The organism is Sphingobium sp. PAMC28499 (assembly GCF_004795815.1).
Taxonomy (GTDB): domain Bacteria; phylum Pseudomonadota; class Alphaproteobacteria; order Sphingomonadales; family Sphingomonadaceae; genus Sphingobium; species Sphingobium yanoikuyae.
Genome location: NZ_CP039248.1, coordinates 3,869,475 through 3,896,041, shown reverse-complemented (window position 1 = coordinate 3,896,041; position 26,567 = coordinate 3,869,475). Strand labels below are relative to the sequence as shown.

General features: G+C 63.7%; 23 protein-coding genes. 14 read left to right on the top strand and 9 right to left on the bottom strand.

Annotation, left to right across the window (positions count from 1 at the left end; translation table 11 throughout):
- Nucleotide 1: 1 nt before the first annotated feature.
- The 12 genes from nuoG to E5554_RS18455 all read left to right on the top strand — a co-directional run bounded on the left by nuoG (nucleotide 2) and on the right by E5554_RS18455 (nucleotide 13,151).
- Nucleotides 2-2,008: an NADH-quinone oxidoreductase subunit NuoG gene (nuoG, locus tag E5554_RS18510; RefSeq protein WP_136187690.1), complete on the top strand. Its 2,007-nt coding sequence runs from the start codon at nucleotides 2-4 to the stop codon at nucleotides 2,006-2,008.
- On the top strand, nucleotides 2,005-3,054 hold the full coding sequence (gene nuoH / locus E5554_RS18505) for an NADH-quinone oxidoreductase subunit NuoH (protein ID WP_017501781.1): 1,050 nt from the start codon (nucleotides 2,005-2,007) through the stop codon (nucleotides 3,052-3,054). Before nuoG ends, nuoH begins: the two co-directional genes overlap by 4 nt.
- A complete protein-coding gene (gene nuoI, locus E5554_RS18500; RefSeq protein ID WP_004211738.1) occupies nucleotides 3,051-3,536 on the top strand; it encodes an NADH-quinone oxidoreductase subunit NuoI in 486 nt (161 codons plus the stop codon). The genes nuoH and nuoI overlap by 4 nt, the downstream gene beginning before the upstream one ends.
- A gap of 29 nt (nucleotides 3,537-3,565) precedes the next feature.
- Entirely contained in the window at nucleotides 3,566-4,177 is a 612-nt protein-coding gene (locus E5554_RS18495; RefSeq protein WP_004211740.1) for an NADH-quinone oxidoreductase subunit J, read from the top strand.
- Nucleotides 4,174-4,479 carry an NADH-quinone oxidoreductase subunit NuoK gene (nuoK, locus tag E5554_RS18490; protein ID WP_004211745.1) on the top strand — a complete coding sequence of 102 codons (306 nt, stop codon included), beginning with the start codon at nucleotides 4,174-4,176 and terminating at the stop codon, nucleotides 4,477-4,479. The genes E5554_RS18495 and nuoK overlap by 4 nt, the downstream gene beginning before the upstream one ends.
- A 10-nt stretch (nucleotides 4,480-4,489) precedes the next feature.
- Entirely contained in the window at nucleotides 4,490-6,586 is a 2,097-nt protein-coding gene (gene nuoL / locus E5554_RS18485; RefSeq protein WP_136187689.1) for an NADH-quinone oxidoreductase subunit L, read from the top strand.
- Nucleotides 6,586-8,139, top strand: a complete 1,554-nt coding sequence (locus tag E5554_RS18480; RefSeq protein WP_136187688.1) for an NADH-quinone oxidoreductase subunit M — start codon at nucleotides 6,586-6,588, stop codon at nucleotides 8,137-8,139. The genes nuoL and E5554_RS18480 overlap by 1 nt, the downstream gene beginning before the upstream one ends.
- Nucleotides 8,139-9,575 (top strand): NADH-quinone oxidoreductase subunit NuoN, encoded by a 1,437-nt coding sequence (nuoN, locus tag E5554_RS18475; RefSeq protein WP_136187687.1) that lies wholly within the window; start codon nucleotides 8,139-8,141, stop codon nucleotides 9,573-9,575. Before E5554_RS18480 ends, nuoN begins: the two co-directional genes overlap by 1 nt.
- 44 nt (nucleotides 9,576-9,619) lie before the next feature.
- A complete protein-coding gene (locus E5554_RS18470; RefSeq protein WP_247594302.1) occupies nucleotides 9,620-10,285 on the top strand; it encodes a biotin--[acetyl-CoA-carboxylase] ligase in 666 nt (221 codons plus the stop codon).
- Nucleotides 10,286-10,295: 10 nt separating this feature from the next.
- A complete protein-coding gene (locus E5554_RS18465; protein WP_037507523.1) occupies nucleotides 10,296-11,078 on the top strand; it encodes a type III pantothenate kinase in 783 nt (260 codons plus the stop codon).
- A complete protein-coding gene (locus tag E5554_RS18460) occupies nucleotides 11,075-12,712 on the top strand; it encodes a ribonuclease J (protein WP_097382621.1) in 1,638 nt (545 codons plus the stop codon). Before E5554_RS18465 ends, E5554_RS18460 begins: the two co-directional genes overlap by 4 nt.
- A 169-nt stretch (nucleotides 12,713-12,881) precedes the next feature.
- Nucleotides 12,882-13,151, top strand: a complete 270-nt coding sequence (locus E5554_RS18455; RefSeq protein WP_136187685.1) for a DUF1467 family protein — start codon at nucleotides 12,882-12,884, stop codon at nucleotides 13,149-13,151.
- Between the two features lie 286 nt (nucleotides 13,152-13,437).
- Here the strand turns inward: E5554_RS18455 and E5554_RS18450 are convergent, their stop codons facing one another.
- Nucleotides 13,438-13,848 carry an immunity 70 family protein gene (locus E5554_RS18450; protein ID WP_026108722.1) on the bottom strand — a complete coding sequence of 137 codons (411 nt, stop codon included), beginning with the start codon at nucleotides 13,846-13,848 and terminating at the stop codon, nucleotides 13,438-13,440.
- A 615-nt stretch (nucleotides 13,849-14,463) separates the two neighbouring features.
- Nucleotides 14,464-15,639 (bottom strand): VWA domain-containing protein, encoded by a 1,176-nt coding sequence (locus E5554_RS18445; protein WP_136187684.1) that lies wholly within the window; start codon nucleotides 15,637-15,639, stop codon nucleotides 14,464-14,466.
- A 146-nt stretch (nucleotides 15,640-15,785) separates the two neighbouring features.
- Here E5554_RS18445 and E5554_RS18440 point away from each other — a divergent pair, with 146 nt between their 5' ends.
- A complete protein-coding gene (locus E5554_RS18440; protein ID WP_210729767.1) occupies nucleotides 15,786-17,150 on the top strand; it encodes a methyl-accepting chemotaxis protein in 1,365 nt (454 codons plus the stop codon).
- Here the strand turns inward: E5554_RS18440 and E5554_RS18435 are convergent.
- On the bottom strand, nucleotides 17,138-17,992 hold the full coding sequence (locus tag E5554_RS18435) for a DUF817 domain-containing protein (RefSeq protein ID WP_136187682.1): 855 nt from the start codon (nucleotides 17,990-17,992) through the stop codon (nucleotides 17,138-17,140). The two genes, E5554_RS18440 and E5554_RS18435, sit on opposite strands and share 13 nt — an antisense overlap.
- Before the next feature lie 120 nt (nucleotides 17,993-18,112).
- On the opposite strand from E5554_RS18435, the gene E5554_RS18430 reads away from it, so the two are divergent.
- The gene (locus E5554_RS18430; protein ID WP_136187681.1) at nucleotides 18,113-18,982 is read left to right on the top strand and encodes a DUF3617 family protein; all 870 of its coding nucleotides are present in this window, start codon (nucleotides 18,113-18,115) and stop codon (nucleotides 18,980-18,982) included.
- Between the two features lie 60 nt (nucleotides 18,983-19,042).
- Here E5554_RS18430 and E5554_RS18425 read toward each other — a convergent pair whose 3' ends face one another.
- The 6 genes from E5554_RS18425 to E5554_RS18400 form a co-directional block, all read right to left on the bottom strand.
- Nucleotides 19,043-20,089, bottom strand: coding sequence for a hypothetical protein (locus tag E5554_RS18425; RefSeq protein ID WP_136187680.1), 1,047 nt, complete (start codon nucleotides 20,087-20,089; stop codon nucleotides 19,043-19,045).
- A 250-nt stretch (nucleotides 20,090-20,339) separates the two neighbouring features.
- Nucleotides 20,340-21,185, bottom strand: coding sequence for a MoxR family ATPase (locus E5554_RS18420; protein WP_010337204.1), 846 nt, complete (start codon nucleotides 21,183-21,185; stop codon nucleotides 20,340-20,342).
- A 99-nt stretch (nucleotides 21,186-21,284) separates the two neighbouring features.
- Nucleotides 21,285-21,968, bottom strand: a complete 684-nt coding sequence (locus E5554_RS18415; RefSeq protein ID WP_037507512.1) for a hypothetical protein — start codon at nucleotides 21,966-21,968, stop codon at nucleotides 21,285-21,287.
- A gap of 220 nt (nucleotides 21,969-22,188) precedes the next feature.
- A complete protein-coding gene (rpoD, locus tag E5554_RS18410) occupies nucleotides 22,189-24,228 on the bottom strand; it encodes an RNA polymerase sigma factor RpoD (RefSeq protein WP_004211766.1) in 2,040 nt (679 codons plus the stop codon).
- Nucleotides 24,229-24,271: 43 nt separating this feature from the next.
- On the bottom strand, nucleotides 24,272-26,161 hold the full coding sequence (gene dnaG / locus E5554_RS18405; protein ID WP_136187679.1) for a DNA primase: 1,890 nt from the start codon (nucleotides 26,159-26,161) through the stop codon (nucleotides 24,272-24,274).
- A 4-nt stretch (nucleotides 26,162-26,165) separates the two neighbouring features.
- Nucleotides 26,166-26,567, bottom strand: coding sequence for an endonuclease domain-containing protein (locus tag E5554_RS18400; protein WP_080727267.1), 402 nt, complete (start codon nucleotides 26,565-26,567; stop codon nucleotides 26,166-26,168).

Below are 26,567 nucleotides of genomic sequence, written 5' to 3'. Positions count from 1 at the left end.
CATGCCGAAGGTCAAAGTAGACGGCGTAGAACTCGAAGTCCCGGCGGGCGCCACAGTCCTCCAGGCTTGCGAGCAGGCGGGGAAGGAAATCCCCCGTTTCTGCTATCATGAGCGCCTTTCCATCGCCGGCAATTGCCGCATGTGCCTGGTCGAGGTGAAGCCCGGACCGCCCAAGCCGCAGGCTTCGTGCGCGCTTCCGGCCACCGAAGGCCAGGAAATCCGCACCGACAGCGAAATGGTCAAGAAGGCCCGCGAAGGGGTGATGGAGTTCCTGCTCATCAACCACCCGCTGGATTGCCCGATCTGCGACCAGGGTGGCGAGTGCGACCTGCAGGATCAGTCGGTGGCCTATGGCCGTGGTTCGTCGCGCTATGACGAGAACAAGCGCGCTGTCACCGAGAAGAATATGGGTCCGATCGTCAAGACGGTCATGACCCGCTGCATCCAGTGTACCCGTTGTGTGCGCTTTGCAGAGGAAGTCGCGGGCGTGCCGGAAATCGGCGCCATCTATCGCGGCGAGAATATGCAGATCACCACCTATCTCGAACATGCCGCCAAGAGCGAACTGTCGGGCAATGTGGTCGACCTGTGCCCGGTCGGCGCGCTGACCGCCAAGCCCTATGCTTTCGAAGCGCGTCCGTGGGAACTCAAGAAGACCCATGCGATCGACGTGATGGACGCGCTCGGCACCAACATCCGCCTCGACAGCCGTGGTCGTCAGGTGCTGCGCGCCGTGCCGCGCATCAATGACGACGTGAACGAGGAGTGGGCGTCGGACAAGACCCGTCACAATGTCGACGGCCTGGTCCGCAAGCGCCTCGACAAGCCGTTCGTCCGCAAGGATGGCAAGCTGGTTCCGGCGACCTGGGCGGAAGCCTTTGCTGCCGTCGCCGCCGTCCAGCATGGCGGCAGCGTCGCGGCGATCGCCGGCGACCTGCTCGACTGCGAAACCATGTTCGCAGGGCGCGCGCTGGTCGAAAAGCTCGGCGGTTCGCTGCTGGAAGGCCGCCAGACCGGCCTGTCCTACGACGTGTCGAGCCTGTCGTCGGTGGTGTTCAACACCCCGCTCGCCGATCTCGAAACCGCGGACGTCATTCTGCTGGTCGGCACCAACCTGCGCTGGGAAGCGCCGCTGGTGAACACCCGCATCCGCAAGGCGATCAAGAAGGGCGCGAAGGTCTTTGCCGTCGGTCCCGAATTCGACCTGACCTACAAGGTCGAATGGCTGGGTAATGACGCGGCGCTGCTGGCCAAGCTGCCGGACGCCGTGCTCGAAGCCTTCAAGGGCGCTGCCCGTCCGGCGATGATCGTCGGCGGCGGCGTGCTGGCCAAGGACGGCGCGCATGGCGACACGCTGGCGCTGGTCGATACGCTGGGCCTGATCAAGGACGGCTGGAACGGTTACAACGTCCTGCACTTCGCAGCGGCCCGCATGGGCGGCCTGATGCTGGGCTATGCGACCAAGGGCGGCATCAAGGCCGTGGCTGCGGCCGCGCCGAAGCTGCTCTTCTCGCTCGGCGCCGACGAAGTCGACTATTCGGCCTTCGAAACCAGCTTCAAGGTCTATGTCGGCCATCATGGCGACAAGGGCGCGCATGCGGCGGACGTGATCCTGCCGGGCGCAAGCTATGCCGAAAAGGCCGGCACCTACGTCAACCTGGAAGGCCGGGTGCAGTTTGGTGAAAAGGCCGTGTTCGCGCCGGGCGACGCCCGCGAGGACTGGTCGATCCTGCGCGCCCTGTCGGAAGCGCTGGGTGCCAAGCTGCCGTTCGACAGCTTCGACGCGCTGCGCGCCGAAATGGTCAAGGCGGTTCCGGCGCTCGGCGTCGAGGGTATCGCCGACTATGGCTGGTCGGTCCCGTCGCTGCCCACCGGTGCGACCGGCGAGCTGGGTTCGCCGATCAAGGATTTCTACCTCACCAACGCGATCTGCCGCGCCAGCCCGACGATGCAGCAATGCTCGGCCGAGCTGATCCATGGTGAAAGCTTCGCGGAGGCCGCAGAGTGACCGCTTTCTTCCAAGGCCTTGGCCTGCCTTTCGAGGGCGCCTGGCTGCTTTCGACCATTATCGGTATTCTGGTCATCGCACTGCCGCTGATGCTGGCCGTCGCCATGATCATCTATGCTGACCGCAAGATCTGGGCGGCCATGGCGCTGCGCCGTGGTCCCAACGTCGTCGGCCCGCTGGGCCTGCTTCAGTCCTTCGCGGACGGCCTCAAGGTCTTCCTGCAGGAAACCATCGTTCCGTCGGCATCGAACAAGGCGCTGTTCCTGATCGCGCCGATCATCACCTTCACCGTGGCGCTGATGGCCTGGGCCGTCATCCCCTTCGGCGTCGGCGTGATGGTGTCGAACGTCAATGTCGGCCTGCTCTACATCCTCGCCATCTCGTCGCTCGGCGTCTATGGCGTGGTGCTGGCGGGCTGGGCGTCCAACTCCAAATATCCCTTCTACTCCGCGATCCGCGCCAGCGCGCAGATGATCAGCTATGAAGTCTCGATCGGCTTCATCCTGATCACCGTCGTGCTGTGGGCCGGCAGCTTCAACATGTCGGCGATCGTGGAAAGCCAGAAGGGCTATTATGGCTTCCTCAACGGCAACGGCTTCAACCCGCTGCTGTTCCCGATGGCGATCATGTTCCTGATTTCGGCCATGGCGGAAACGGCGCGCGCGCCGTTCGACCTGACCGAAGCGGAATCCGAACTGGTCGCGGGTTACCAGACCGAATATTCGTCGATGGCCTTCGCCCTGTTCTGGCTCGGCGAATATGCCAACGTCATCCTGATGTGCGGCCTCAACGCGATCCTGTTCTGGGGTGGCTATCTGCCGCCGTTCGACTGGGCGCCGCTCTATCTGGTGCCGGGCATCATCTGGTTCCTGCTCAAGATCGCCTTCTTCTTCTTCGTCTTCTCCTGGGTGAAGGCGACGGTGCCCCGCTACCGTTATGACCAGCTGATGCGGCTGGGCTGGAAGATTTTCCTGCCGACCTCGCTCTTCTTCGTCTTCCTGGTTTCGGGCTTCCTCATGCTGACGCGCTATGGAGGCGCACAATGAGCCTCGGTTACTACGTCAAAAGCTTCACCCTCTGGGAGTTCGTGAAGGCGCACTGGCTGACCTTGAAGTATTTCTTCAAGCCCAAGGCGACGATCAACTACCCGTACGAGAAGAACCCGATTTCGCCGCGTTTCCGTGGTGAACATGCGCTGCGCCGCTATCCCAACGGGGAAGAGCGCTGCATCGCGTGCAAGCTGTGCGAGGCCATCTGTCCGGCGCAGGCGATCACCATCGAGGCGCAGCCGCGCGACGATGGCAGCCGCCGCACCACGCGCTACGACATCGACATGACCAAGTGCATCTATTGCGGCTTCTGCCAGGAAGCCTGCCCGGTCGATGCGATTGTCGAGGGCCCGAACTTCGAGTTCGCGACCGAAACCCGCGAGGAGCTGATCTACGACAAGGCCAAGCTCCTGGAAAACGGTGACAAGTGGGAGCGTGCCATCGCTGCCAATCTTGCTGCCGATGCCCCCTATCGTTAAGCCGCCGGCGTCAAAGGGAATATGAACCTGTGATCCACGTCCTCGCCTTTTACCTGTTCGCCATTCTGGTGGTGAGCAGCGGCGCGCTCACGATATTGTCGCGCAACCCGGTCCATTCGGTCCTCTGGCTGATCCTGGCCTTCTTCAACGCTGCCGGTCTGATGATCCTGCTCGGCGCCGAATTCATCGCGATGCTGCTTGTCATCGTCTATGTCGGCGCGGTCGCGGTGCTGTTCCTGTTCGTCGTCATGATGCTCGACATCGACTTCGCCGAACTGCGCGCCGGCTTCGTCAGCTATCTGCCGTTCGGCCTGCTGATCGCGCTCGTGCTGCTGGCGGAAATCGTCCTGGGCATCGGCCTGTGGAGCGCTGGCCCGATCGAACTCGCGCAGCGTGCGGCCCCGGCCAATCCGGAACTTTCCAACATCCAGGCGATCGGCGGCATTCTCTATACCCGCTACATCTTCCTGTTCGAGGCGGCGGGTATCGTCCTGCTGGTCGCGATGATCGGCGCCATCGTGCTGACCCATCGTGCCCGTGGCGGCGTCCGTGGTCAGAATGTTGCCAAGCAGAACCGCCGTCGTCCGCAGGACGCCGTGCGCAACATCAATCAGCCCGTGGGGCAGGGGGTGGAGCTGTGATCGGCCTTCAACATTATATGGTGGTCAGCGCCATCCTCTTCGTGATGGGGGTGCTCGGCATCTTCATCAACCGCAAGAATGTCATCATCATCCTGATGGCGATCGAGCTGATCCTCCTCAGCGTGAACATCAACCTCGTCGCCTTCAGCGCCTTCCTGGGCGATCTGGTGGGCCAGGTCTTCTCGATGTTCGTGCTGACCGTCGCGGCGGGTGAAGCGGCCATCGGCCTCGCCATCCTCGTCATTTACTTCCGTGGTCGCGGCACCATCGCCGTCGACGATGTCAACCGGATGAAGGGCTGAGCCAAATCCCATGATCCAGCTTATCGTCCTTCTCCCGCTGCTTGCTGCAGCCATCGCCGGCCTTGGCAACAAGGCCCTGGGCAAGATCCCGGCGAAGATCGTCACGACCGGCGCGCTGTTCGCAGCCTGCGCCATGTCCTGGCCGATCTTCATCAGCTTCCTGACCGGCCACGCCGAACCCTATGTCGCGCCCGTCTTCACCTGGATCGAAAGCGGCAGCTTCGACGCCCAGTGGGCGCTGCGGGTCGACACCATGACGGCGGTCATGCTGGTGGTCATCACCAGCGTGTCCAGCCTGGTCCACCTCTATAGCTGGGGCTATATGGACGAAGAGCCGGATCAGCCGCGCTTCTTCGCCTATCTCTCGCTCTTCACCTTCGCGATGCTGATGCTCGTGACCGCGAACAATCTGCTGCAGATGTTCTTCGGTTGGGAAGGCGTGGGTCTGGCTTCCTACCTGCTGATCGGTTTCTGGTTCCGTAAGCCGTCGGCCAACGCGGCCGCGATCAAGGCGTTCGTCGTCAATCGCGTCGGCGACCTTGGCTTCATGATGGGCATTTTCGGCACCTATCTGGTGTTCAACACCATCTCGATCCCGGAAATCCTGGAAATGGCCCCGTCGATGGCGGGTTCGACCATCGGCTTCCTGGGTCACCGCTTCGACACCATGACCGTGCTCTGCCTGCTGCTGTTCATCGGCGCGATGGGCAAGTCGGCACAGCTCGGCCTCCACACCTGGCTTCCCGACGCGATGGAAGGCCCGACCCCGGTGTCGGCGCTGATCCACGCGGCCACTATGGTCACCGCCGGCGTCTTCATGGTCTGCCGCCTGTCGCCGATGTTCGAAATGTCGCCGACCGCGCTGACCGTGGTCACCTATGTCGGTGCCGCCACCTGTCTGTTCGCCGCCACCGTCGGCACCGTGCAGACCGACATCAAGCGCGTTATCGCCTATTCGACCTGTTCGCAGCTGGGCTACATGTTCTTCGCGGCCGGTTGCGGCGCCTATGGCGCGGCGATGTTCCACCTCTTCACCCACGCCTTCTTCAAGGCGCTTCTGTTCCTGGGCGCCGGCTCGGTCATCCATGCGATGCACCATGAGCAGGACATGCGTTACTATGGCGGCCTGCGTAAGAAGATCCCCGTGACCTTCTGGACCATGACGCTCGGCACGCTCGCCATCACGGGCGTCGGCCTGCCGCTCGTCGGCGTCGGCTTCGCCGGCTTCTATTCGAAGGACGGCATTCTCGAAGCGGCGTTCGCTTCGGGCGGTGCAGGCATTGGCGCCTATTATGTTGGCGTGTTTGCCGCGCTGCTGACCAGCTTCTACAGCTGGCGCCTGGTCTTCCTGACCTTCTTCGGCAAGCCGCGCTGGACCCAGTCCGAGCATATCCAGCATGCCCTCCATGACTCCCATGGGCATGACGATCACGGCCACGGCCATGACGATCACGCCCATGCCGGCCATGATCATGACGATCATGCCCACGCACATGCCGATCATGGCCATGACCATCATGCCCATGACGCTGGCGACGGCACCGGTGGCTACCACCCGCACGAAAGCGGCCTGGTCATGCTGATCCCGCTGCTGGTGCTCAGCCTGGGCGCCGTGTTCGCCGGCTTCGTCTTCCACGACCAGTTCATTGGTCCGGAAGGGGGCATCGAGTTCTGGAAGGGCGCGCTCGCGTTCGACAGCCACCTGATGCACGCCGCGCATGAAGTGCCGACCTGGGTCAAGTTCGGTCCGTTCACCGTGATGCTGACCGGCCTGGTCATTGCCTGGCTCGCCTACATCAAGAACACCGACTGGCCGCAGCGCTTCGTCGCCACCTTCGGCGCCCTGCACCAGTTCCTGCTCAACAAGTGGTATTTTGACGAGCTGTACAACTTCCTGTTCGTCAAGCCCGCCTTCGCCATCGGCCGCTTCTTCTGGCAGTTCGGTGACGTCGGCTTCATTGACCGCTTCGGCCCCAACGGGCTGGCTGCTCTGGTCGTGCAGGGCAACAAGATCACCCGTCGGCTTCAGTCCGGCTACCTCTACACCTATGCGCTGGTGATGCTGATTGGCCTCGCCGCGGCTGCAACCTGGGCGATGACACGATAATGGACGGCTTCCCCATCCTCTCCCTGATGATGGCAGTGCCGATGGCTGGTGCCATCGCCTGCCTCTTCGCTGGCGCCAATAATGCGCGCTGGATTGCGCTGATCGCCACGCTGGTCGATCTGGTCCTGGGCATCGTCCTGTGGGTCAATTTCGATCAGTCGGGCGCTGGCGCCCAGTGGCAGTTCACCGAATATGCGCCGATCTTCGGCCGCTTCGCGTGGGCGCTCGGGATCGACGGCATCGCCTTGCTGCTGATCGCACTGACCGTGTTCCTGATGCCGATCTGCATCGGCGCCAGCTGGAACGCGATCAACAAGCGCGTCGGCGAATATATGGCGGCGTTCCTGTTCATGGAGGTGCTGATGATCGGCGTCTTCACCGCGCAGGATCTCTACCTCTTCTACATCATGTTCGAAGCCGGCCTGATCCCGATGTATCTGATCATCGGTATCTGGGGTGGTGCGAACCGTATCTACGCCTCGTACAAATTCTTCCTCTACACGCTGCTCGGCTCGGTCCTGATGCTGATCGCGATGATGTGGATGGTGCATGAGGCCGGCACGACCCGCATCCCCGACCTGATGGCCTACAATTTCGATCCGAAGATCCAGATCTGGCTGTGGCTTGCCTTCTTCGCCAGCTTCGCGGTGAAGATGCCGATGTGGCCGGTCCACACCTGGCTGCCCGACGCGCACGTTCAGGCGCCGACCGCCGGTTCGGTCATCCTGGCAGGCGTGCTGCTGAAGATGGGTGGCTATGGCTTCATCCGCTTCTCGCTGCCGATGTTCCCGGAAGCCTCGGCGCAGCTCGCGCCCTGGGTCTGGGGCCTGTCGATGGTCGCCGTCGTCTATACCAGCCTCATCGCGCTGGTTCAGTCGGACATGAAGAAGCTGATCGCCTATTCGTCGGTCGCGCACATGGCGATCGTTACCATCGGTCTGTTCGCCTTCAACCAGGCGGGCCTGGAAGGCGCGATGATGGTCATGCTGGGCCACGGCCTGGTCTCGGGCGCGCTGTTCCTCTGCGTCGGCGTCATCTATGACCGCCTGCACACCCGTGAGATCAACCGCTATGGTGGCCTCGCAATCAACATGCCGCGCTACGCCGTGCTGTTCCTGCTCTTCACCATGGCTTCGGTCGGTCTGCCGGGCACCAGCAACTTCGTCGGCGAATTCCTGTCGCTGATGGGCATCTATCAGGTCTCGACCTGGGCGGCGCTGATCTGCACCACCGGCATCATCCTGGGTGCGGCCTATATGCTCTACCTCTATCGCCGCATTTGCTACGGCGATCAGGTGAACGCCGATGCCGCCGCCATGCCCGACCTGTCGGCGCGTGAAATCTGGCTGCTCGCCCCGATTGCCGCGGCGGTGCTCTGGATGGGCGTCTATCCGGAAAGCTTCCTGGCCCCGATGCGTCCCGACATCCGCGCGCTCGAAGCGCGTCTCGCCCCTGCGGCTCCCGCAGGAGATTCCCAGATCAAGATGGGTGCGCCCAAGCCGGTAGGCGAGGGCCATCATGAAGAAGCCGCTGCGCACGGGGAGGCGCACTAATGATCGAAACCGCTTCCCTTCTGGCCGTATTGCCGGAACTCATCCTCACCGGCTCCGGCCTGGTGCTGATGCTGATCGCCGCCTTTGGTGGTGACCGCTCGACCCATGCCGTCAACTGGCTGGCAGTGCTTGCACTGCTCGCCGCCGGCCTCAGCCTCTGCACCTCGATGGCGCATGGCCCGGTCGCGTTCGACGGCCTGGTCCGTGCCGACGCCTTCTCGGTCTATGCCAAGGCGCTGATCTATGGCGCGGCCGGTGCGGCCATCCTGCTGGCCCCGCGCTTCTTCGCCACCGGCGGCGCGCTGCGTGCCGAATATGCCGTCCTGATCGTCTTTGCCGCCATCGGCATGGGCATGATGGTTTCGGCCGGCGACATGCTGACCCTCTATGTCGGCCTGGAAATGAACAGCCTCGCGTCCTACGTGCTGGCCAGTTTCATGCGCCAGGACGAAAAGTCGTCGGAAGCGGGCCTGAAATATTTCGTGCTCGGTTCGCTGGCCAGCGGCATCCTGCTCTACGGCATCTCGCTGCTCTACGGCTTCACCGGTTCGACCGCGTTCGACGGCATCGCCATCGCCATGGGCGACGGCGTGTCGAAGGGCGAACTGTTCGGCCTGGTCTTCGTGCTTGCCGGCCTCGCTTTCAAGATCAGCGCCGTGCCGTTCCACATGTGGACGCCCGACGTCTATGAAGGTGCGCCGACCCCGGTCACCGCCTTCTTCGGCAGCGCGCCCAAGGTCGCCGCCATGGGCCTGATGGTCCGCGTCGCGATCGAAGCGCTCGGCCCGGCCGGCCTCGACTGGCAGCAGATCATCATCTTCGTTGCACTCGCCTCGATCCTGTTCGGTGCGGTCGCGGCGATCGGCCAGACCAGCATCAAGCGTCTGATGGCCTATTCGTCGATCAACAATGTCGGTTTCGCGCTGGTCGGCCTCGCCGCCGGCACGCCCGCCGGCGTTGCCGCGACGATGAGCTACATGGCGATCTATGTCGTCATGACCATCGGCGCCTTCGCCTGCATCCTCCAGATGCGGGATGCCGACGGCAAGCCGGTCGACACGATCGCCAGCCTTGCCGGCCTGTCGCAGTCGCGCAAGGGCCTGTCGGCCGCCTTCGCGATCTTCATGTTCTCGATGGCCGGTATCCCGCCGCTGTTCGGCTTCTGGGCGAAGTTCCTGGTGTTCGATGCCGCGGTCGCCGCCAACCTGACCGCGCTCGCCGCCTTCGGCATCGCCATGTCGGTGATCGGCGCCTTCTATTATCTCAAGATCATCAAGACGATCTATTTCGACGAGCCGGCCGCGCCCTATGAGGCGAAGGGCGGGGCGGTCGAGAACATCATCATGGCCGCCTGCGCCATCGTGATCGTCTTCGGTTATCTGCTCAACCCGCTGCTGGACAAGGCCAGCGCGGCTGCGGCGGCCTCACTGTTCTGACGCAGTTTCGCACCGTAGAAGAAACCGGCTCCACCAATGCCGACATGCTGGCATTGGCGGAGCAGGGTGAAACCGAGGGCCTCTGGCTGCGCGCAAAGCGACAGTCCGGAGGCCGCGGTCGTTTGGGCCGGGCGTGGGAAAGCCCGGTCGGCAATCTCTATTGCTCCACCCTGATCCGGCCGCAGCCGGGCGACCCGATGGCGCACACGCTGGCGCTGGTCGCGGCGAACGCCGTCCATGCGCTGGTCGCGCCCCTCTGTGCCGGACAGGCGCGGATCAAATGGCCCAATGACATTTTGGTCGACGGCGCGAAGATCGCCGGCATCCTGCTGGAACGCACCGGCGATGCCGTGGTGGTCGGCATCGGCATCAACGTCACCCATTTCCCGCAAGGGCTCGACCGTCCGGTCACCAGCCTAACAGCGCAAGGCGCGACCGGGGAGGGGGCGGACGCCGCTGCGCTGCTGGAGCGCCTCGCCCAGCTTTTCGGCCATTGGCTGGCAATCTGGCGCGCCCAGGGGCTTGATCCGGTGCGCACCCACTGGCTGCTCAACGCCCACCCGACCGGCACGCAGATGCGTGTCGTCCAGCCCGACGGCGACGTGGTGGAGGGCGGCTTCGGCACGCTCGACAGCCAGGGCATGTTGATCCTGCGCTTGGCGAATGGCGATACCCGTGCCATTCATGCCGGCGATATCTTTCTCATCTGAGGGTTCGGCCATGCTTCTCGCGATCGACGCGGGCAACACCAATGTCGTTTTCGCGCTGCTCGACGGGCGTGAGATCAAGACGCGCTGGCGCATCGCCACCGACCCGCGCCGCACCGCCGACGAATATGCCGTGTGGCTGAACCAGCTTTTGATGCTGGAAGGCTATGCCATGGCCGATGTCGACGCGGTGATCGTCGCCACGGTCGTGCCGCGCGCGCTCCACAATCTTCAGGTGCTGGCCGACAAATATTTCAAGACGACGGCGCTGGTCGCCGGCCAATCGCCGGTCGACTGGGGCATCGAACTGGACGTGGCGGAACCGGCCTCGGTCGGCGCCGACCGGGTTGTAAACGCGATCGCGGCCCACCATCTTTATGAGGGCGACCTGATCGTCATCGACTTCGGCACGGCGACCACCTTCGACGTGGTGGATTATCGCGGCGCCTATAAGGGCGGCATCATCGCGCCGGGCATCAATCTGTCGCTCGATGCGCTGGTGGCGGCTGCGGCCAAATTGCCCCGCATCGCGATCGCCCCGCCAGAGAACCGATCGGTTATCGGTCGGACCACGGCCGACGCCATGCTGATCGGCGTCTTCTGGGGCTATGTGGCGATGATGGAGGGGCTGGTCGCCCGGATGCGGGCCGAGATCGGCCGCCCGACCAAAGTGATTTCGACCGGAGGACTCGCCGTCCTCTTCAATGACAATAGCGATATTTTCGATGCGATCGCGCCCGACCTGACGATCCAGGGCCTCGCATTGCTGTACGAACGGAGTTTACAGACAGAATGACACCCAAGGACGAGCTGCTCTTCCTGGCCCTCGGCGGCTCGGGCGAGATCGGCATGAACGTCAATCTTTATGGTTGCCAGGGCAAATGGGTCATGGTCGATCTCGGCCTGACCTTTGCCGACCCGCTTTATCCCGGCGTGGAACTGGTGCTGCCCGACCTTGCCTTCATCGAGGAGCGCAAGGACGACCTGCTCGGCATCGTGCTGACCCATGGCCATGAAGACCATATCGGCGCCATCCCCTATCTGGCGGCAGACCTGGGCGTGCCGCTTTATGCCACGCCCTTCACCGCGGGCCTGATCCGGCTGAAGCTGGAGGAAGAGGGCCTCACCAAGGAGGTGAAGCTCCACGTTATCGAGAATGAAGGCAGCTTCAATCTTGGTCCGTTCGGCTTCCGCTACGTGCCGCTCGCCCACTCGATTCCGGAGGGCAATGCCGTCCTGATCGACACGCCGCACGGCCGCATCTTCCACACCGGCGACTGGAAGCTGGACTCAGCCCCGCTGCTCGGCCAGCCCTCCACGCCGGAGGAACTGACCGCGATCGGTGACGAGGGCGTGCTCGCGCTTGTGTGCGACAGCACCAATGTCTTCAATCCAGAACCATCGGGTTCTGAAAGCACGGTGCGCGATGGCCTGATGCAGACCGTCGCAGCGGCGAAGGGCCGCGTGCTGGTCACCACCTTCGCCTCCAACGCCGCGCGCGTGCAGACGCTGGGCGAGGTCGCGGCGGCCACCGGGCGCAAGCTGTGCGTCGCCGGCCGCTCGCTCGATCGCATCATCAGCACCGCCAAGGCTGCCGGTTATCTCAAGGATTTCCCGCCGCTGGTCGATTGGGACGATGCGATGGACCTGCCGCGTTCGGAAGTGATGTTCATCGCCACCGGCGGCCAGGGCGAGGCGCGTGCCGCCCTGTCGCGCATCGCCTTTGACAGCCACCCGATCAAGCTGGCCGAGGGCGATACCGTCGTCTTCTCGTCCAAGCAGATTCCGGGCAATGAAATCGCGATCGGCCGCATCCAGAATGCGCTGGCGACCAAGGGCATCATCATGGTGACCGACCGCCAGGCCGAAGTCCATGTCTCGGGCCATCCGGGCCGTCCGGAACTGGAATCCATGTATCGCTGGATCCGCCCCGCCATCCTGCTGCCGGTCCATGGCGAACGCCGCCACATGGCGGAACAGGCGCGGCTTGGCCTCGCCACCGGCATCCCCGATGCGGTGGTCCAGTCGAACGGCGACCTGTTGCGGCTGGCACCGGGCAAGCCGACGATCATCGGCCATGAGGATACCGGCCGTCTGGTGCTTGACGGCGACGTCATCCTGCCCGCCGACGGCGCGACCATGAACGAACGGCGCAAGCTGGGTCTGCACGGCCAGATCAGCGTCGCCGTGGCGCTCGACGCGAAGAACCGCCTGATCGGCGAACCCGTGCTGCGCACCCAGGGCGTGCCGGTGGAGGAAGACAAGGACGCCTTCCTCGCCGAAGCGGCCGAGGAAGCGGCGGCGGCCGTCGCCAAGGGATCGATGGAGCAGGAAGCCCTGCGCGAACGGCTGCGCCTCGCCGTGCGCCGCACCGCCACCCGCTGGACCGGCAAGAAGCCGATCGTCGACGTGCTGCTGATCCGCGCATGATATGAGAGTGCCGTTCGCCATCCTGCGGGAGCAAGGCGAACGGCGCTTTCGCAAATGCCCAGAATCTTCTAGGCTCGGGCCGATCAAGATTGAATCGTCATGGCGAGCGAAGAAATGCCGCGATGACGGGAGAGGATAGGGGCATGCGCTGCAATAACGGGCGGGCCGGATGAACTGGTATGCCATCTTCGCCATCTATGTGCTGTTCTGGGTGATCAGCGCCTTCCTCGTCCTGCCCTTCGGCCTGCGCACGCCCGACGAGACGGGGGAGGTGCTGCTGAAAGGCCAGGCGGACAGCGCCCCCAGCAACTTCCGCCCCGGCCGCGTCATGCTGCGCGCCACCCTGCTCTCGGCCGTCCTGTTCGGCCTCTATTACGCCAATTATGTCCAGGGCTGGGTGACGATCGACAACATCCCCGGCCTCCATCCGCCACGCTGAGCGGGGATGCTATGTACCGGCGGCGCGGGCAAAACCGATGCCGTGGAAGCGCCACGCAGGGATGGCTAACGACCGCCTGCTTTTCCTCCCGTCATCCCCGCGGAGGCGGGGATCCATCTCGCCAGCGTGGGACCAGAGAGAAGGTTCGGAGATAGATTCCCGCCTACGAGAGAATGGCGGGGAAGGGTGGTTAAGGGCCTGTCGGGTTTTGGAGAAGTGAACGCCGCTACTAGCTGACGCTGCGCGGTAAATATCGCTTGGGAAGAGTTGCCGCAATTATTGACCTTCAATAACGCACAATCTCGGCTACTTTTCGCTCATCACGCGACGCTTCCAGCGCCTCTTGTAGAACGTCGATCAAATCGCGACCTGTCGATGTCACAAAGTAATTCGCGAGGCTGGTTATGTCCGCCGATATCTCGTTGCCCCAAGGCGGCACCTTGGCTCGATCTTCTATATCCCAGATTACTCGATCAGGCGAGAAGGCCGCAAACTCCGAACGGATATCAGCCAGTTCGGCGAGAGCGACTGGCGCTTGATCACATGGCAGTTTCCCCTCGTAGAGGTGCATTAGCGACGGAAAGCGTTCACCCCATCGCCCCTCCAGCCTGCCACTCACGGTCGAGTAAAAGGAATGAAAGAAGTCGCCAGTGCCGATTTCATCGGTGATGCTGCCGACCTTGATACCGACTGTCATGCCCATTCCTCCTTCTGCGCCGCTATCCCGCACAACGGCCGATTTCCAACAAATTTCGTCATTCAGTGTCGAACCAGCCATCTGAATGAGTGGCTGGTTTCAGGGATTAGGATAATCTGGCGGAACGTCCACGAATGGTCGCTAGATTCCATCCCCATCCCGTCATGCCGGGCTTGACCCGGCATCCCGCTTTTCTTGCTTTGCGAGCGCGCCCCGACCAAGGCCGCGCTCCCTCTGTCCTATTCGGCCCGTTCATGATCTACTCCGGCCATGAAAAGCCGTCTCTCTCGCACGCATGTCCAGAATTGTCGCGCCGCTGTCGCTTCCCTGTCGCCTGACTGTCGCGTCGGTGGTGCGGGACGGTGACCCTGATCGTGACCCAAATGTGGCGTCACAGGCGCGTGGGTGTCGCGTCGCGGGCGCGCGACAGGTGCAAAAGGCCCTAAATGGCCCGACGACACTGTGAACTTCGGGCCGAAATAAACTGTCGCGTCATCCGCCTGACCGGCCGGCCTTAGGGCAACAAATTCAGACTGTCCTACAGTTCGCCTGACAGCCATAATGCGGACGGCTCTTTGACCTGTCGGATATGCCCGCGTGCTGCGGAGGCCGACCCTACCGCTTGCGGGTCAATTCCCGCATTGCCTCGTCCAGCCCCTCCAGCGTCAGCGGATACATGCGCTCGTTCATCAGGTCGCGGATGATGCGGGTGGACTGGCTATAGCCCCAATGTTCCGCCGGTGCGGGGTTCAGCCACACGGTCGCGGGATAGGTATGGGCAACGCGCTGCAGCCAGACGGCGCCGGCTTCCTCGTTCATATGCTCCACCGATCCACCGGGATGGCTGATCTCATAGGGGCTCATCGCCGCGTCGCCGACGAAGATCACCTTATAGTCATGGCCATATTTGTGCAGCACGTCCCAGGTCGGGGTGCGCTCGGCAAAGCGGCGGCGATTATCCTTCCACACGCCTTCATAGAGGCAGTTATGGAAGTAGAAGAATTCCATATTCTTGAATTCGCTGGTCGCGGCGGAAAACAACTCCTCGCACAGCTTGATATGCGGGTCCATTGATCCGCCCACGTCCAGGAACAGCAGCAGCTTGACCGCATTGTGCCGCTCGGGCCGCATCCGGATGTCGAGCCAGCCCTGCCGCGCGGTGCCGCGGATCGTTGCGTCCAGATCCAGTTCGTCGGCCGCCCCCTCCCGCGCAAACCGGCGCAGTCGGCGCAGCGCCACCTTGATGTTGCGGGTGCCGATCTCGCGATTGCTGTCCAGATTGGCGAATTCGCGCTTTTCCCACACCTTGATGGCGCGCTTGTGCCGGCTCTCCCCGCCGATCCGCACGCCCTCGGGATTATAGCCGCCATGGCCGAAGGGGGATGTGCCGCCAGTGCCGATCCACTTGCTGCCGCCCTGGTGCCGGCCCTTCTGTTCCTCCAGTCGCTCTTTCAGCGTCTTCATGATCTCGTCCCAGTCGCCCAGCGACTTGATCTTCTCCATCTTCTCGGGGCTGAGGAACTTTTCCGCGACCAGGCGCAGCCATTCCTCGGGTATCTCCGCCTCGACCCCGTCCTGGCCCAGCAGTCCCTTGAACACCTTGGCAAAGACCTGGTCGAACCGGTCGATCAGCCCCTCATCCTTCACATAGGTGGCGCGGGCGAGATAATAGAAATCCTCGGGCCGCCGCTCGATCACGTCGCGGTCCAGCGCTTCGAGGAGCAGCAGATGCTCCTTGATGCTGGCGGGGATGCCGGCGGCGCGTAGCGCGTCGAGGAAATTGAGCATCATGGTGCCGATCTTGTCGGCCAGCGCGCCGGGCGATGCAAGCGCCGGGCGGATCGCATTGGCGAAATATTAAGTGTTGCGCCGCACGGTAAACAGTTCAGTATTCATTGTGACAGTTAAGTTGCGGGGGCGGCTTGGAAAACGGAGAATTGTTGGCTGACCTGGGGGAACGGTCGGGCGACATAGCATTGCAATGCAGCGAAACCGCTGGATTTCTGGGCGAAGTGAACCGCCGGATCCAGGGCGATTCGGCGCGCCTGTCGGACTTGCAGGCGAACATGCAGACGCTGACCGCCAGCCAGAATGAGAGCGTGGCGGCGGCCCAGGAGTTGAGCCTCACCGCCGGACGCGCCGGGCGCATCATTGCCGAGGGGCATGATGTCATCACCTTGTCGCTGGGCGAGGTGGCGGGGCTGGTCGAACATGTCACGGGCCTCGAAGGCCATCTGCGCCAGTTCCTGCAGGTGATCGAGGCGGTGGGCGGCATTTCCGACCAGCTCGGCACGATCGCCCGCCAGACCCGCCTGCTGGGCGTCAACGCCGCGATCGAGGCGGCGCGCGGGGGTGAGGCGACGATGGGCTTTGCCGTGGTGGCGGAGGAAATCCGCCGGCTCGCCGAACAGGCGGCCGAATCCTCGGCCTCGGTCGGCAGCAAGCTTGGCCAGCTCGACCGCGATGCCCGCCATCTGATCGGCGGGGTGGAGGCGAATATCCAGCGCGGCCGCGACGTCGGCACCCATATAGACCAGCTGCGCCTGTCCATGGCGGAAATCGCCTCGCTGGTGACCCAGTTCGGCGAGCGCTCCAGCGCGATCGTCGCCTGCACCGACGAGGCGGATGCCCATGTCGCGGCGCTGGACCAGGGGCTGGCGCTGTTCGGCCGCTCCTCGACCGAAAGCGCGGGGCGCGTCGACATGGCCCGCGACAAGATCGAGGCGCTGGAGAGCCTGGCCAACGACATGCTCAACACCGCGGCGCAGAGCCGGCTGCGCACCCGTAACAGCCATTATATCGCGCTGGCCGAGGATGGCGCGGCCGAGGTCGCGGCGCTGATCGAGGATGCGCTGGCCCGTGGCGAAGTGTCGCAACAGGCTTTGTTCGATCGCAGCCATCGACCGATCGCGGGGTCTGAGCCGACCCAATATCAGACTGGTTTCACCGCCTATGCCGATCTGCGGGTGCGGCCGCTGCTCGACCGCCATACCGCGAAGGACGCGACCATCATCGGCTGCTGCCTGATCGACATGGACGGCTATCTGCCCACCCATATCAGCGCGCGCAGCCAGCCGCAGCGGATCGGCGACCCGCGCTGGAACATGGAACATGCCCGCAACCGGCAAATCTTCATGGATGCCCAGACCCGCCGCGCGCTCGACGGCGACGACGACTTCTACCTCTTCACCTATCGCCAGAATCTGGGGGAGGGGCGCTATCGGGCACTGCGCAGCGTGTTCGTGCCGCTGCGTTTCGCCGGCCGCCGCTGGGGCCTGTATGAGGTCGGCTATCTGATCTGATCGACGCGCCTTATGCCGTGGATCAGCGAGACCAGCACGAAGGAGATGATCATCAGCAGATACCAGGCGCCCAGCTTCATCAGGCTGACCATCTCCCAACCGTGGCGCTGGCTGGGGTAGGTCCAGGCATTGGCGAAGGTGCCGATATTCTCCGCCAGCCAAATGAACAGCGCAACCAGGAAGAAGCCGAGCAGCGGCGGCATCCGCCGTGCTTCCCGCCAGGGCGTGAACCATATCCAGCTGCGTCCGAACAACAGGATGGCGGCGGCGAACAGGGCGATCCGCACATCGGGCAGCCAGTGATGGGCAAAGAAATTGACATAGACGGCGCTCGCCAGCAGCACCGTCGCCCAGACCGGCGGATAGCGGCTGAAACCAAAGTCGAAGATGCGCCAGACCCGCGCGATATAGCTGCCGACGGCGGCATACATGAAGCCGGAAAAGAGCGGCACCGGGCCGATATGGAGCAGGCTGGCCTCCGGATAGACCCAGCTTCCCGCATGGGTCTTGAACAATTCCATGATCGTGCCGATCAGGTGGAAGGCGCAGATCACCAGCGCCTCGCGCGGACTTTCCAGCCGCAGCCCCAGCATCGCGATCTGGATCACGATCGCCGACAGAGTCAGGAAATCATAGCGGTGGAGGGCCGCGTTGGCGGGATAGAAAAGATGGGTGCCTAGCAGCAGCGCCAGCATCAGTCCGCCGAACAGGCAGGCCCAGCCCTGTTTGAAGCCGAACAGCAGGAACTCATAGGCCCAGGCGCGCGGCCCCGCCGCGACGCGGACCGATTCCAGATGGGCGCGTATCCGCGCAAAGCGGGTCGCGCCCGTGGGGTCGTTCATGTCCCCATGTCTAGCGCGCCATGGCTCGGACGCCAATCATTCCGGCCCCGACGAAAGGGCTTTGCAGCGCGCGCATGATCGTTAAGCTGACGGAACGACAAAAATGAGGAGAGGCTGCCGATGGCGGGACGGCGATGGACGCGGGGTGTGGCCTTGGCGCTGCTCGGCGCGTCGGGCGCGGCGCTGGGGACCGATACGCCCCAGCAGGCCGAGGACGAGATCATCGTGATCGCCGCCCGGATGAAGATCATCAACATCGAATATGCGCTTCGTGGCCCCTGGCTCAAGGCCTGCAATCTCGACGGGACGACCGGCACGCCGGCGGCCGACCGGGCGATTTGCATGTTGCTGCAGCAATGCCTGCTCGACGGGAAGACAAGGCGCGAAGAGGCCAAGCAATGCGTCAATGCCCGGATCGATGATCTCGCCAGTCATCGTGGAACATTGCCGGCGCTGGTGAGCGAAGCCGCGCTTGAAACCGCCGCTGCCGGACAGGATGCGCAAGCGGATGAAGGCGGAAAATCCGACGCGATCATCGTCACCGGCGCGCGCCATGTCATCAATCCTGGCCTGTGGCGCTTTACCGAGATCGGCACCTATGTGAGCAGCATGTCCGGACATCATCCTCCCGGCACCCGCCAGTGGGAGGCCTGCATCCCCGATCGCCGCGATGACCTGGCGATCCGCTATGCCGTGGAGGGGCCGCCCCGGCCGGCTGGGGCCGGTGGCCCGCATGGATGCCGCCAATGGCGGGTCACTGTGTCAGGGCGCAAATTCGAGGGGCGACTATATTGCGGTCGTGCGCATGGCGGCTTTTCCTATGGCAGGATGAACGGAACGGTCACGGGCGATGCGCTGGAGGCGTCTGCCGAACACAAGACGGTTGGCGGACGCGGGCCGCGCGGGAAGGGGCCCGAGAAGCCTCGCTTCTTCGGGAGCCTGAAGACCGAATTGTCGGGGGAGCGCGTCGGCGTGTGCCCCGGTCGCTGATCGGAAGCGAAAGGGCGCTCCGGATAATGTCCGGAGCGCCCAGGATTTTCTAAAACCGCCTCAGTTGGGCTTGCGCGCGCCCTGGCTGATCGTAACCTCGCCATTGGCGGCATAAAGTGCGGTGGCTTCGGCCTGGGCCGTCTGGGGATCCTTGCCGTCCAGGATCGCGGCGATCTGGCGGCCGCTGGGCACCTTGTCATAGACGCCGTAAAGGTCGGTCTGGCCGACCATATGGATCGACAGTTGATAGCCAAGGTCGCGGGTGGCGGGATCGAAGGCGAGGACAGTGCCGCTATCGTCGACCGGCACGATGATCGCGCCATCGCTGCGCCCCGTCTGCTGCAGCATGTCATAGCTGCCCTGCGCGGTCTGGACGGTGCCGCGAATGCACAGATTATCCTTGCCCTCGCGCGGGATGCGGACGTCCTGCGGCACGGGCTGGCCGGCGGTGCCGCTCGGCACGGCCTTGGTCAGGCGCGCGTCGCCGCCATCGCCGGTCGGGCAGGCACCGAAGCTGGCCGGGCTGGTCGCGTGCAGGCTTGCCGCATCGTCGAATTTCAGGCCGGCCAGCATGCCGTCCAACCCGGCCAGCACTTCTGCGCGGCGTTCGGTCGGCCCGGTGACGCGCAGCTTCACCATCCAGCGCCCGGCATGGGCGAAGGCGGCCGCCGTGGTCAGCGCGCCATCGGCGGCATCGTCATAGACGGCGCGGATCGCCGTGCCCGCGCGGCCGCCGGCGGCGACGCTGTCATAAGCGGTGCGATGGGTCTTGCCGCCGAACCGCTCCATCACCGCCTTGTCGGTCATGTAAGCGGCGAGTGAAGCGTCGGCATAGGCCGGCAGATAGACATAGAGGGTCGCCTGGATGGCGCCATCCTGCGAAATATATTGGGCGTAATTGTCGATGCCCTTGCCGCCGTTCGATACTTCGCCGCTCTTGGTCAACGACAGGCTGGCGACCGTCTGCGGCAGGCTGATGCCGGCGGCGGTGGCACGTATGGCAGTATCACTGGGCGTCCATGCCTCGATATCGTCCGCCGCCTGCGCCAGCGAGGGCAGGGCCAGGCAGAGAGCCATCGAACATAGGAACAACGCACGTCGGGGCATTGGCATCCTCTCTCTCGATCCAGACCGTCTTGGCGCGGCCTTGAATGACAGAGGATCAGGAAATCACGTATTCCGCAGGGGCGCAAGCCGCCTTCACGCTGCCGGTGCTATTTGCCCCGGAAATTGCGACAATTGCGGGCCGTGACAGGCCCATTGCTGTGCAGCATCGGTCCGGATGACGCCTTCGGCCACGATCAGGCCGGGTTCGCCCAATGTCAGGATCGCGATTCGGCCAGGTTGGACGGCGGCCTCAGCGCCCCTGGCGTCGTGCCATGAAGGCCAGGCGCTCGAACATCATGATGTCCTGCTCATTCTTGAGCAGCGCGCCGTGCAGCGGCGGGATCGCCTTGGTCGGATCGGCATTCTGCAGCACGTCGAGCGGCATGTCCTCGTTCAGCAGCAGTTTCAACCAGTCGAGCAGTTCGGATGTGCTGGGCTTCTTCTTGAGGCCGGGCACTTCACGAATGTCGTAGAAAATGTCCATCGCCCGGCTGACCAGCATCTTCTGGATGCCGGGGAAATGGACATCGACGATCGCCTGCATCGTCTCGCGATCCGGGAATTTGATATAGTGGAAGAAACAGCGGCGCAGGAACGCGTCGGGCAGTTCCTTCTCGTTGTTCGAGGTGATGATGACGACCGGCCGTTCCTTGGCCGCGACCGTCTCGCCGGTCTCATAGACATGGAAGGCCATGCGATCGAGTTCCTGCAACAGGTCGTTGGGAAATTCGATATCGGCCTTGTCGATCTCGTCGATCAGCAGGACGGGCAGGGTGGGGGAGGTGAAGGCCTCCCATAGCTTGCCCTTGCGGATATAGTTGGCGATGTCGTGGACCCGCTCGTCACCCAGCTGGCCGTCACGCAGGCGGGCAACCGCATCATATTCATACAGGCCCTGATGCGCCTTGGTCGTCGACTTGACGTTCCATTCGATGAGGGGGGCGTTAATGGCCTTGGCGATTTCCTGGGCCAGCACGGTCTTGCCGGTGCCCGGTTCGCCCTTCACCAGCAGCGGCCGGCGCAGCAGCACCGCGGCATTGACCGCGACCTTCAGATCGTCGGTGGCGACATAATCCTGGGTGCCCTCAAAGCGCATGGCTCTCTTCCGCTCCATCATTGCTGGAGGACCGGACTAGGCAAAGCGGGATTGGGGCGCAACGCGTTTGTGCGTTGCGGCAAGCGGTGGGGCGATGGATCAGTCCTGCTGTTGCCGGCGGATGGCGGCGCGCGCCTCCAGCACATCCCACAGGCCGCGATGCTGGGCCAGCAGCTGGCGCATGCCGAACTGGATCGCGCGATCAACGGCCGGATCGCCACCAATGGCGCGCGCCACGTCCAGCGTTGCCCGATGATCGGGCAAAGAGCAGGGAACCGGTTCGATGCCCGCACGAAGCGCGGCAATGTCCAGCAGCTTGCGCACGGCGCGCCAGTCCAGCACCAGCGCGATCGCTGCGCCCATGGCGCAACCGCGCCGGTCGGACTGGGCCAGCATGTCGAGCGCATGGCGCTGCTGACTGACGATGGTTTCGCAACTGCTCTGGCCCGCCGTGCTGGGGGCGGGGCCAGCAGCCACGGTGACCTGGGTCAGATAGGCGCGCTCCCGCGCAAAGGCGTCGGCGGCCTCGATCAGCCAGCGGCGCGCGGCATTGTCGACCGAGCGGGTGGCGGCATGGTCGATCACGCCGGGATGGCGACCATGGAGCAGGCAGAGATAATAGGCGGCATCGGCAAGGTCGGGCAGGCCAAGGCCATCGCGCGAGCGGGCATCCTGGCTCGCCTGGGCCAGATAGCTGTGGCTATAGCTGCCATCGGCCCGAACCAGCATGTCCAGGATTTGCGCAATATCGTCGCCCCGGCGCAGCGCCGTCACTTCGCTCATAGAAATTTCCCTGTGGCAACGGCGTAAGGGGCGCCGCTGGGCACAATCTAGGGCAAGGTGCGTAAACGCCGGGTTAAACTTGTCGCTTCGGCTGGTCGCAAATGTGGCACCAATGGTCTAGGCCGTTATGGTTAACAAATGATGCTATCGTCTTGAAAAACAAAAGGCCCGGCTGGAATGTCCGGCCGGGCCCTTGTTTGAAGCGATAATCTGACCGGATTTACTGGTCCAGGAAGCTGCGCATCTTGCGGCTGCGGCTGGGGTGCTTCAGCTTGCGGAGCGCCTTCGCCTCGATCTGGCGGATACGCTCGCGGGTCACGCTGAACTGCTGGCCCACTTCCTCCAGCGTATGGTCGGTGTTCATCCCGATGCCGAAGCGCATGCGCAGCACGCGTTCCTCGCGCGGGGTCAGGCTGGCAAGGACGCGGGTGACCGTTTCCTTGAGGTTCGCCTGGATCGCGGCATCCACCGGGATGATCGCATTCTTGTCTTCGATGAAGTCGCCCAGATGGCTGTCTTCCTCGTCGCCGATCGGCGTTTCGAGCGAGATCGGCTCCTTGGCGATCTTCATCACCTTGCGCACCTTCTCCAGCGGCATGGAGAGGCGTTCGGCCATCTCTTCCGGGGTCGGCTCGCGGCCCTGCTCGTGCAGGAACTGTCGGCTGGTGCGGACCAGCTTGTTGATCGTCTCGATCATGTGGACCGGGATGCGGATGGTCCGCGCCTGGTCCGCGATCGAACGGGTGATCGCCTGACGGATCCACCAGGTGGCGTAGGTGCTGAACTTGTAGCCGCGGCGATACTCGAACTTGTCCACCGCCTTCATCAGGCCGATATTGCCTTCCTGGATAAGGTCCAGGAACTGAAGGCCGCGGTTCGTGTATTTCTTCGCGATGGAGATGACGAGGCGCAGGTTTGCCTCGACCATTTCCTTCTTCGCGATGCGCGCCTCGCGCTCGCCCTTCTGCACCATGTTCACGATGCGGCGGAATTCGCTGAGCGACATGCCGGTCGCCTGGGCGATCTCGCTCACTTCATTGCGGATGCGCTCGACCGCGCGGCCTTCGGCAGCGGCAAAGGCGGCCCACTTCTTGTCGAGGCCCTGCACCTTTTCCAGCCAGGCATCGTCCAGCTCATGGCCCATATAGCGCTCAAGGAAGTCCTTGCGGCTGACCTTGTGGCGCTCGGCCAGGCGCAGCATCTGGCCACCCAGCGCGGTCAGGCGCCGGTTATAGGCATAGAGCTGGTCAACCAGATATTCGATCTTCTGCTGGTGGAACTGGACGCTCTCGACCTCGGCGGTCAGCTGCTCGCGCAGCTCATGATAGCTGTCCTCGGCCTTCTGGCTCAGGCTCTCGCCGTTCGCCATGGCGACCATGCGCGATTCCTGGGCCTTGGAGAAGGCGCGGAAGATTTCGGTGATGGTCGCGAACTTCTCCAGCGCCATCGGCTTCAAAGTCTCTTCCATCTGGGCGAGGGACAGGGTGTTGTCCTCTTCCTCGTCCTCCTCGCGGCGGGCGCGGGGCGCACCATCCTCGTCCTCGTCGCCGTCGGCGGATTCCTCCTCCGGCTCTTCCTCTTCCTTGAAGCTGGGGCCAGCGGTCTTCTCGCTGATCTCGCCATCATCATCCTCGGCGCCTTCCTCCATATTTTCAGGAGCAGGATCCTTGGACAGCATGGCGTCGAGATCGAGGATCTCGCGCAGCTGCATCTCGCCATTATTGAGCGCGGTCGACCATTCAATGATCGCGTTGAAGGTGGTCGGGCTTTCGCACAGACCCAGGATCATCGTGTCGCGGCCGGCCTCGATGCGCTTGGCAATGGCGATTTCGCCCTCGCGGCTGAGCAGTTCGACGGCGCCCATCTCGCGCAGATACATGCGCACGGGATCGTCGGTGCGATCGACCGTTTCCTTCTTCTTCTCGGTGACGAGCTTGGGGCCGTCATCGTCGCTCGAATCATCGTCGGCGTCGTCGGCTTCCTCGCGCTCGCGCTGCTCGTCGCCGTCTTCGCTCGCCTCTTCATTCTCGACGATGTTGACGCCCATCTCGTTGAGCGCCGACATGATGTCCTCGATCTGCTCGGAGGACATCTGGTCCTGCGGCAGGGCGTCGTTCAGTTCGTCATAGGTGATGTAGCCGCGCTTCTTCGCGCGGGCGATCAGCTTCTTGACGGACGCTTCGTTGAGGTCGAGCAGGGGGGCATCGCCATCCTCGCCATCGCCCATCCCGCCATTCTTGCTGTTCGCCTTGGTCGCCATCTATTCGCCTTAACTCCGTCGTCCCGACAGGAACGAGCCTCAATCAAACAATGTCTTCGGACTGCGCCAGTTCCGCCAGGCGGCTGTCGTGATCGGCTTTCAGCGCGCGGACGCGCTGCTGTTCAGCGAAATTCTCTTCGCTGAAGTCGCTCTCGAACCGTCTAGTAGCCTCCGCCAGCGCCGTTTCCAGCTCCGGTCCTTGCGCCATCACCCGGATGGCCTCGTCCAGGTCGCGTTGCACGCGACTGGGGTCGGTTGTCATCCTATGTGGGGTGAATGTGAACGTATCGGCCCGGAGCATCCCCTTAGCCATATTATACAAGTCACCTTGCCCCAATATGGTAAGGAGGGCCTGCGTTTCAACTGTTTCTTTGCGGAAGGATGCGGCGATCATCGCATCCAGCAATCGCGCCAGCGCGGGATCGCCGATTCGCAGGCCTGACAGCGTCTCGCGGTGCAGGACGATCTGCTCCGGATCGCGCAGCAGGCTGGCCAATATCGCCCGCAGCAGCCGATGTTCCATGCCGTTTGCGCCGATCTCCCGCGCCTCGTTGCCGGCGGGCGGGACGGGGGGCTTCCAATTGCCCTTCTTGTCGCGCTGCCAGCCGGCGCGGGCGCCACCGCCACCTGCGCCGCGCGGCGCGCGCTGGCCGCCGCCGAAGCGATCGGGCCGGGCAAAGAAGAGCGCATCATAACGCTCCCGGAATGCCTGGGCATAGAGCGCGCGGACATCGGGATGCTGGATCGAGTCGCTATGGGCGGCGAGCCGCTGCTTGAGCGCCGCCTTCTGTTCAGGCGTGTCGAGCGGGCCGACCTTCTGCTCATGCTCCCACAGGCGATCGACCAGCGGCTGGGCGCCAGCCAGCACCGCGTCCATCGCGCGCGGCCCCTCGGCGCGGAGCAGATCGTCGGGGTCTTGCCCGGCGGGCAGGGTGGCGAAGGCCAAGCTATGGCCGGGACGCAGCAGGGGGAGGGCGCGGGTCGCCGCGCGGATCGCTGCCTTCTGCCCGGCCGCATCGCCGTCGAAGCACAATATCGGCACCTCGACCATCTTCCACAGTCGTTCGATCTGATGTTCGGTCAGCGCCGTGCCGAGCGGCGCGACGGCGTCGCCGAAACCGGCCTGGGCGAGCGCGATCACGTCCATATAGCCCTCGACCACGATCACCCGGCCGCTTTGCCGGCTGGCGGGGGAGGCGCGGTCGATATTGTAGAGGGTGCGCCCCTTGTCGAAGAGCGGGGTGTCGGGTGAGTTCAGATATTTGGGTTCGCCCTGGCCGATGATGCGGCCGCCAAAGGCGATCACCCGTCCGCGAATATCGCGGATCGGCAGCATGAGGCGACCGCGAAACCTATCGTACGTGTCACGTTCGCCGTCAGGGTCGATGAGCAAGCCGGCCTCGACCAGCATCGGCTCGCCAAAATCGCGCAGCGATGTCTTGAGCTTGCCACGCGAATCCGGCGAATAGCCAAAGCCAAACGTGCGCCGGGTCGCGTCGGTGATGCCGCGCTTGGCGAGATAGGAACGGGCGTCGCCGCCGTCGATGCCGCCAAGCTGGTCCTCGAAGAAGCTCTGCGCCGCCGCCATCGCGTCATGCAGCCCCTTGGCTTGCTCGGCGCGCTTGGCCGCGCGCGGATCGGCGGCGGGCACTTCCATGCCGGCGGTTGCCGCCAGTTCCTTCACGGCCTCCATGAAGGGCAGGCCGCGCTGGTCGGTCATCCAGCGGATCGCATCGCCATGCGCGCCGCAGCCGAAACAGTGATAGAAACCCTTCTCGTCGTTGATCGTGAAGCTGGGCGTCTTCTCGTTATGGAAGGGGCAGCAGGCCTTATATTCGCGGCCCGCCTTCTGCACCTTCACGGTCTTGCCGATCAACGTCGAAAGCGACGTCCGCGCGCGCAGCTCATCCAGCCATTGGGGCGTGAGGGTCATCTAATTAAAGCCCCTCCCTTCGAAGGGAGGGGTTGGGGTGGGTGATCTTCTGCCTTTCCGGCATGGCGCGGGCACGATCCAGAATGACGCTCAGCACGCCTTCCAGATTGTCCCGAATGTCGAAGTTGGAGAAGCGCAAAACCAGATAGCCCTGATGTGCAAGGTCAAAGTCTCTATCTCGATCCTTGATAGCATCATGGCTATCATCATCGACTTCTATGATGAGGCCGAGGAGGGGGCAGAGAAAGTCACAGATATAGGGTTCGATCACGGCTTGTCGGCGGAATTTGAAGCCTTCCAGCTGGGAGCCGCGTAGGGCGCCCCAAAGGCGGCGTTCATATTCCGTGGGCTCGCGCCGCATCTTGCGCGCAAATTGACCGAGTCTCGCATTGATGCGCAGCGCCAT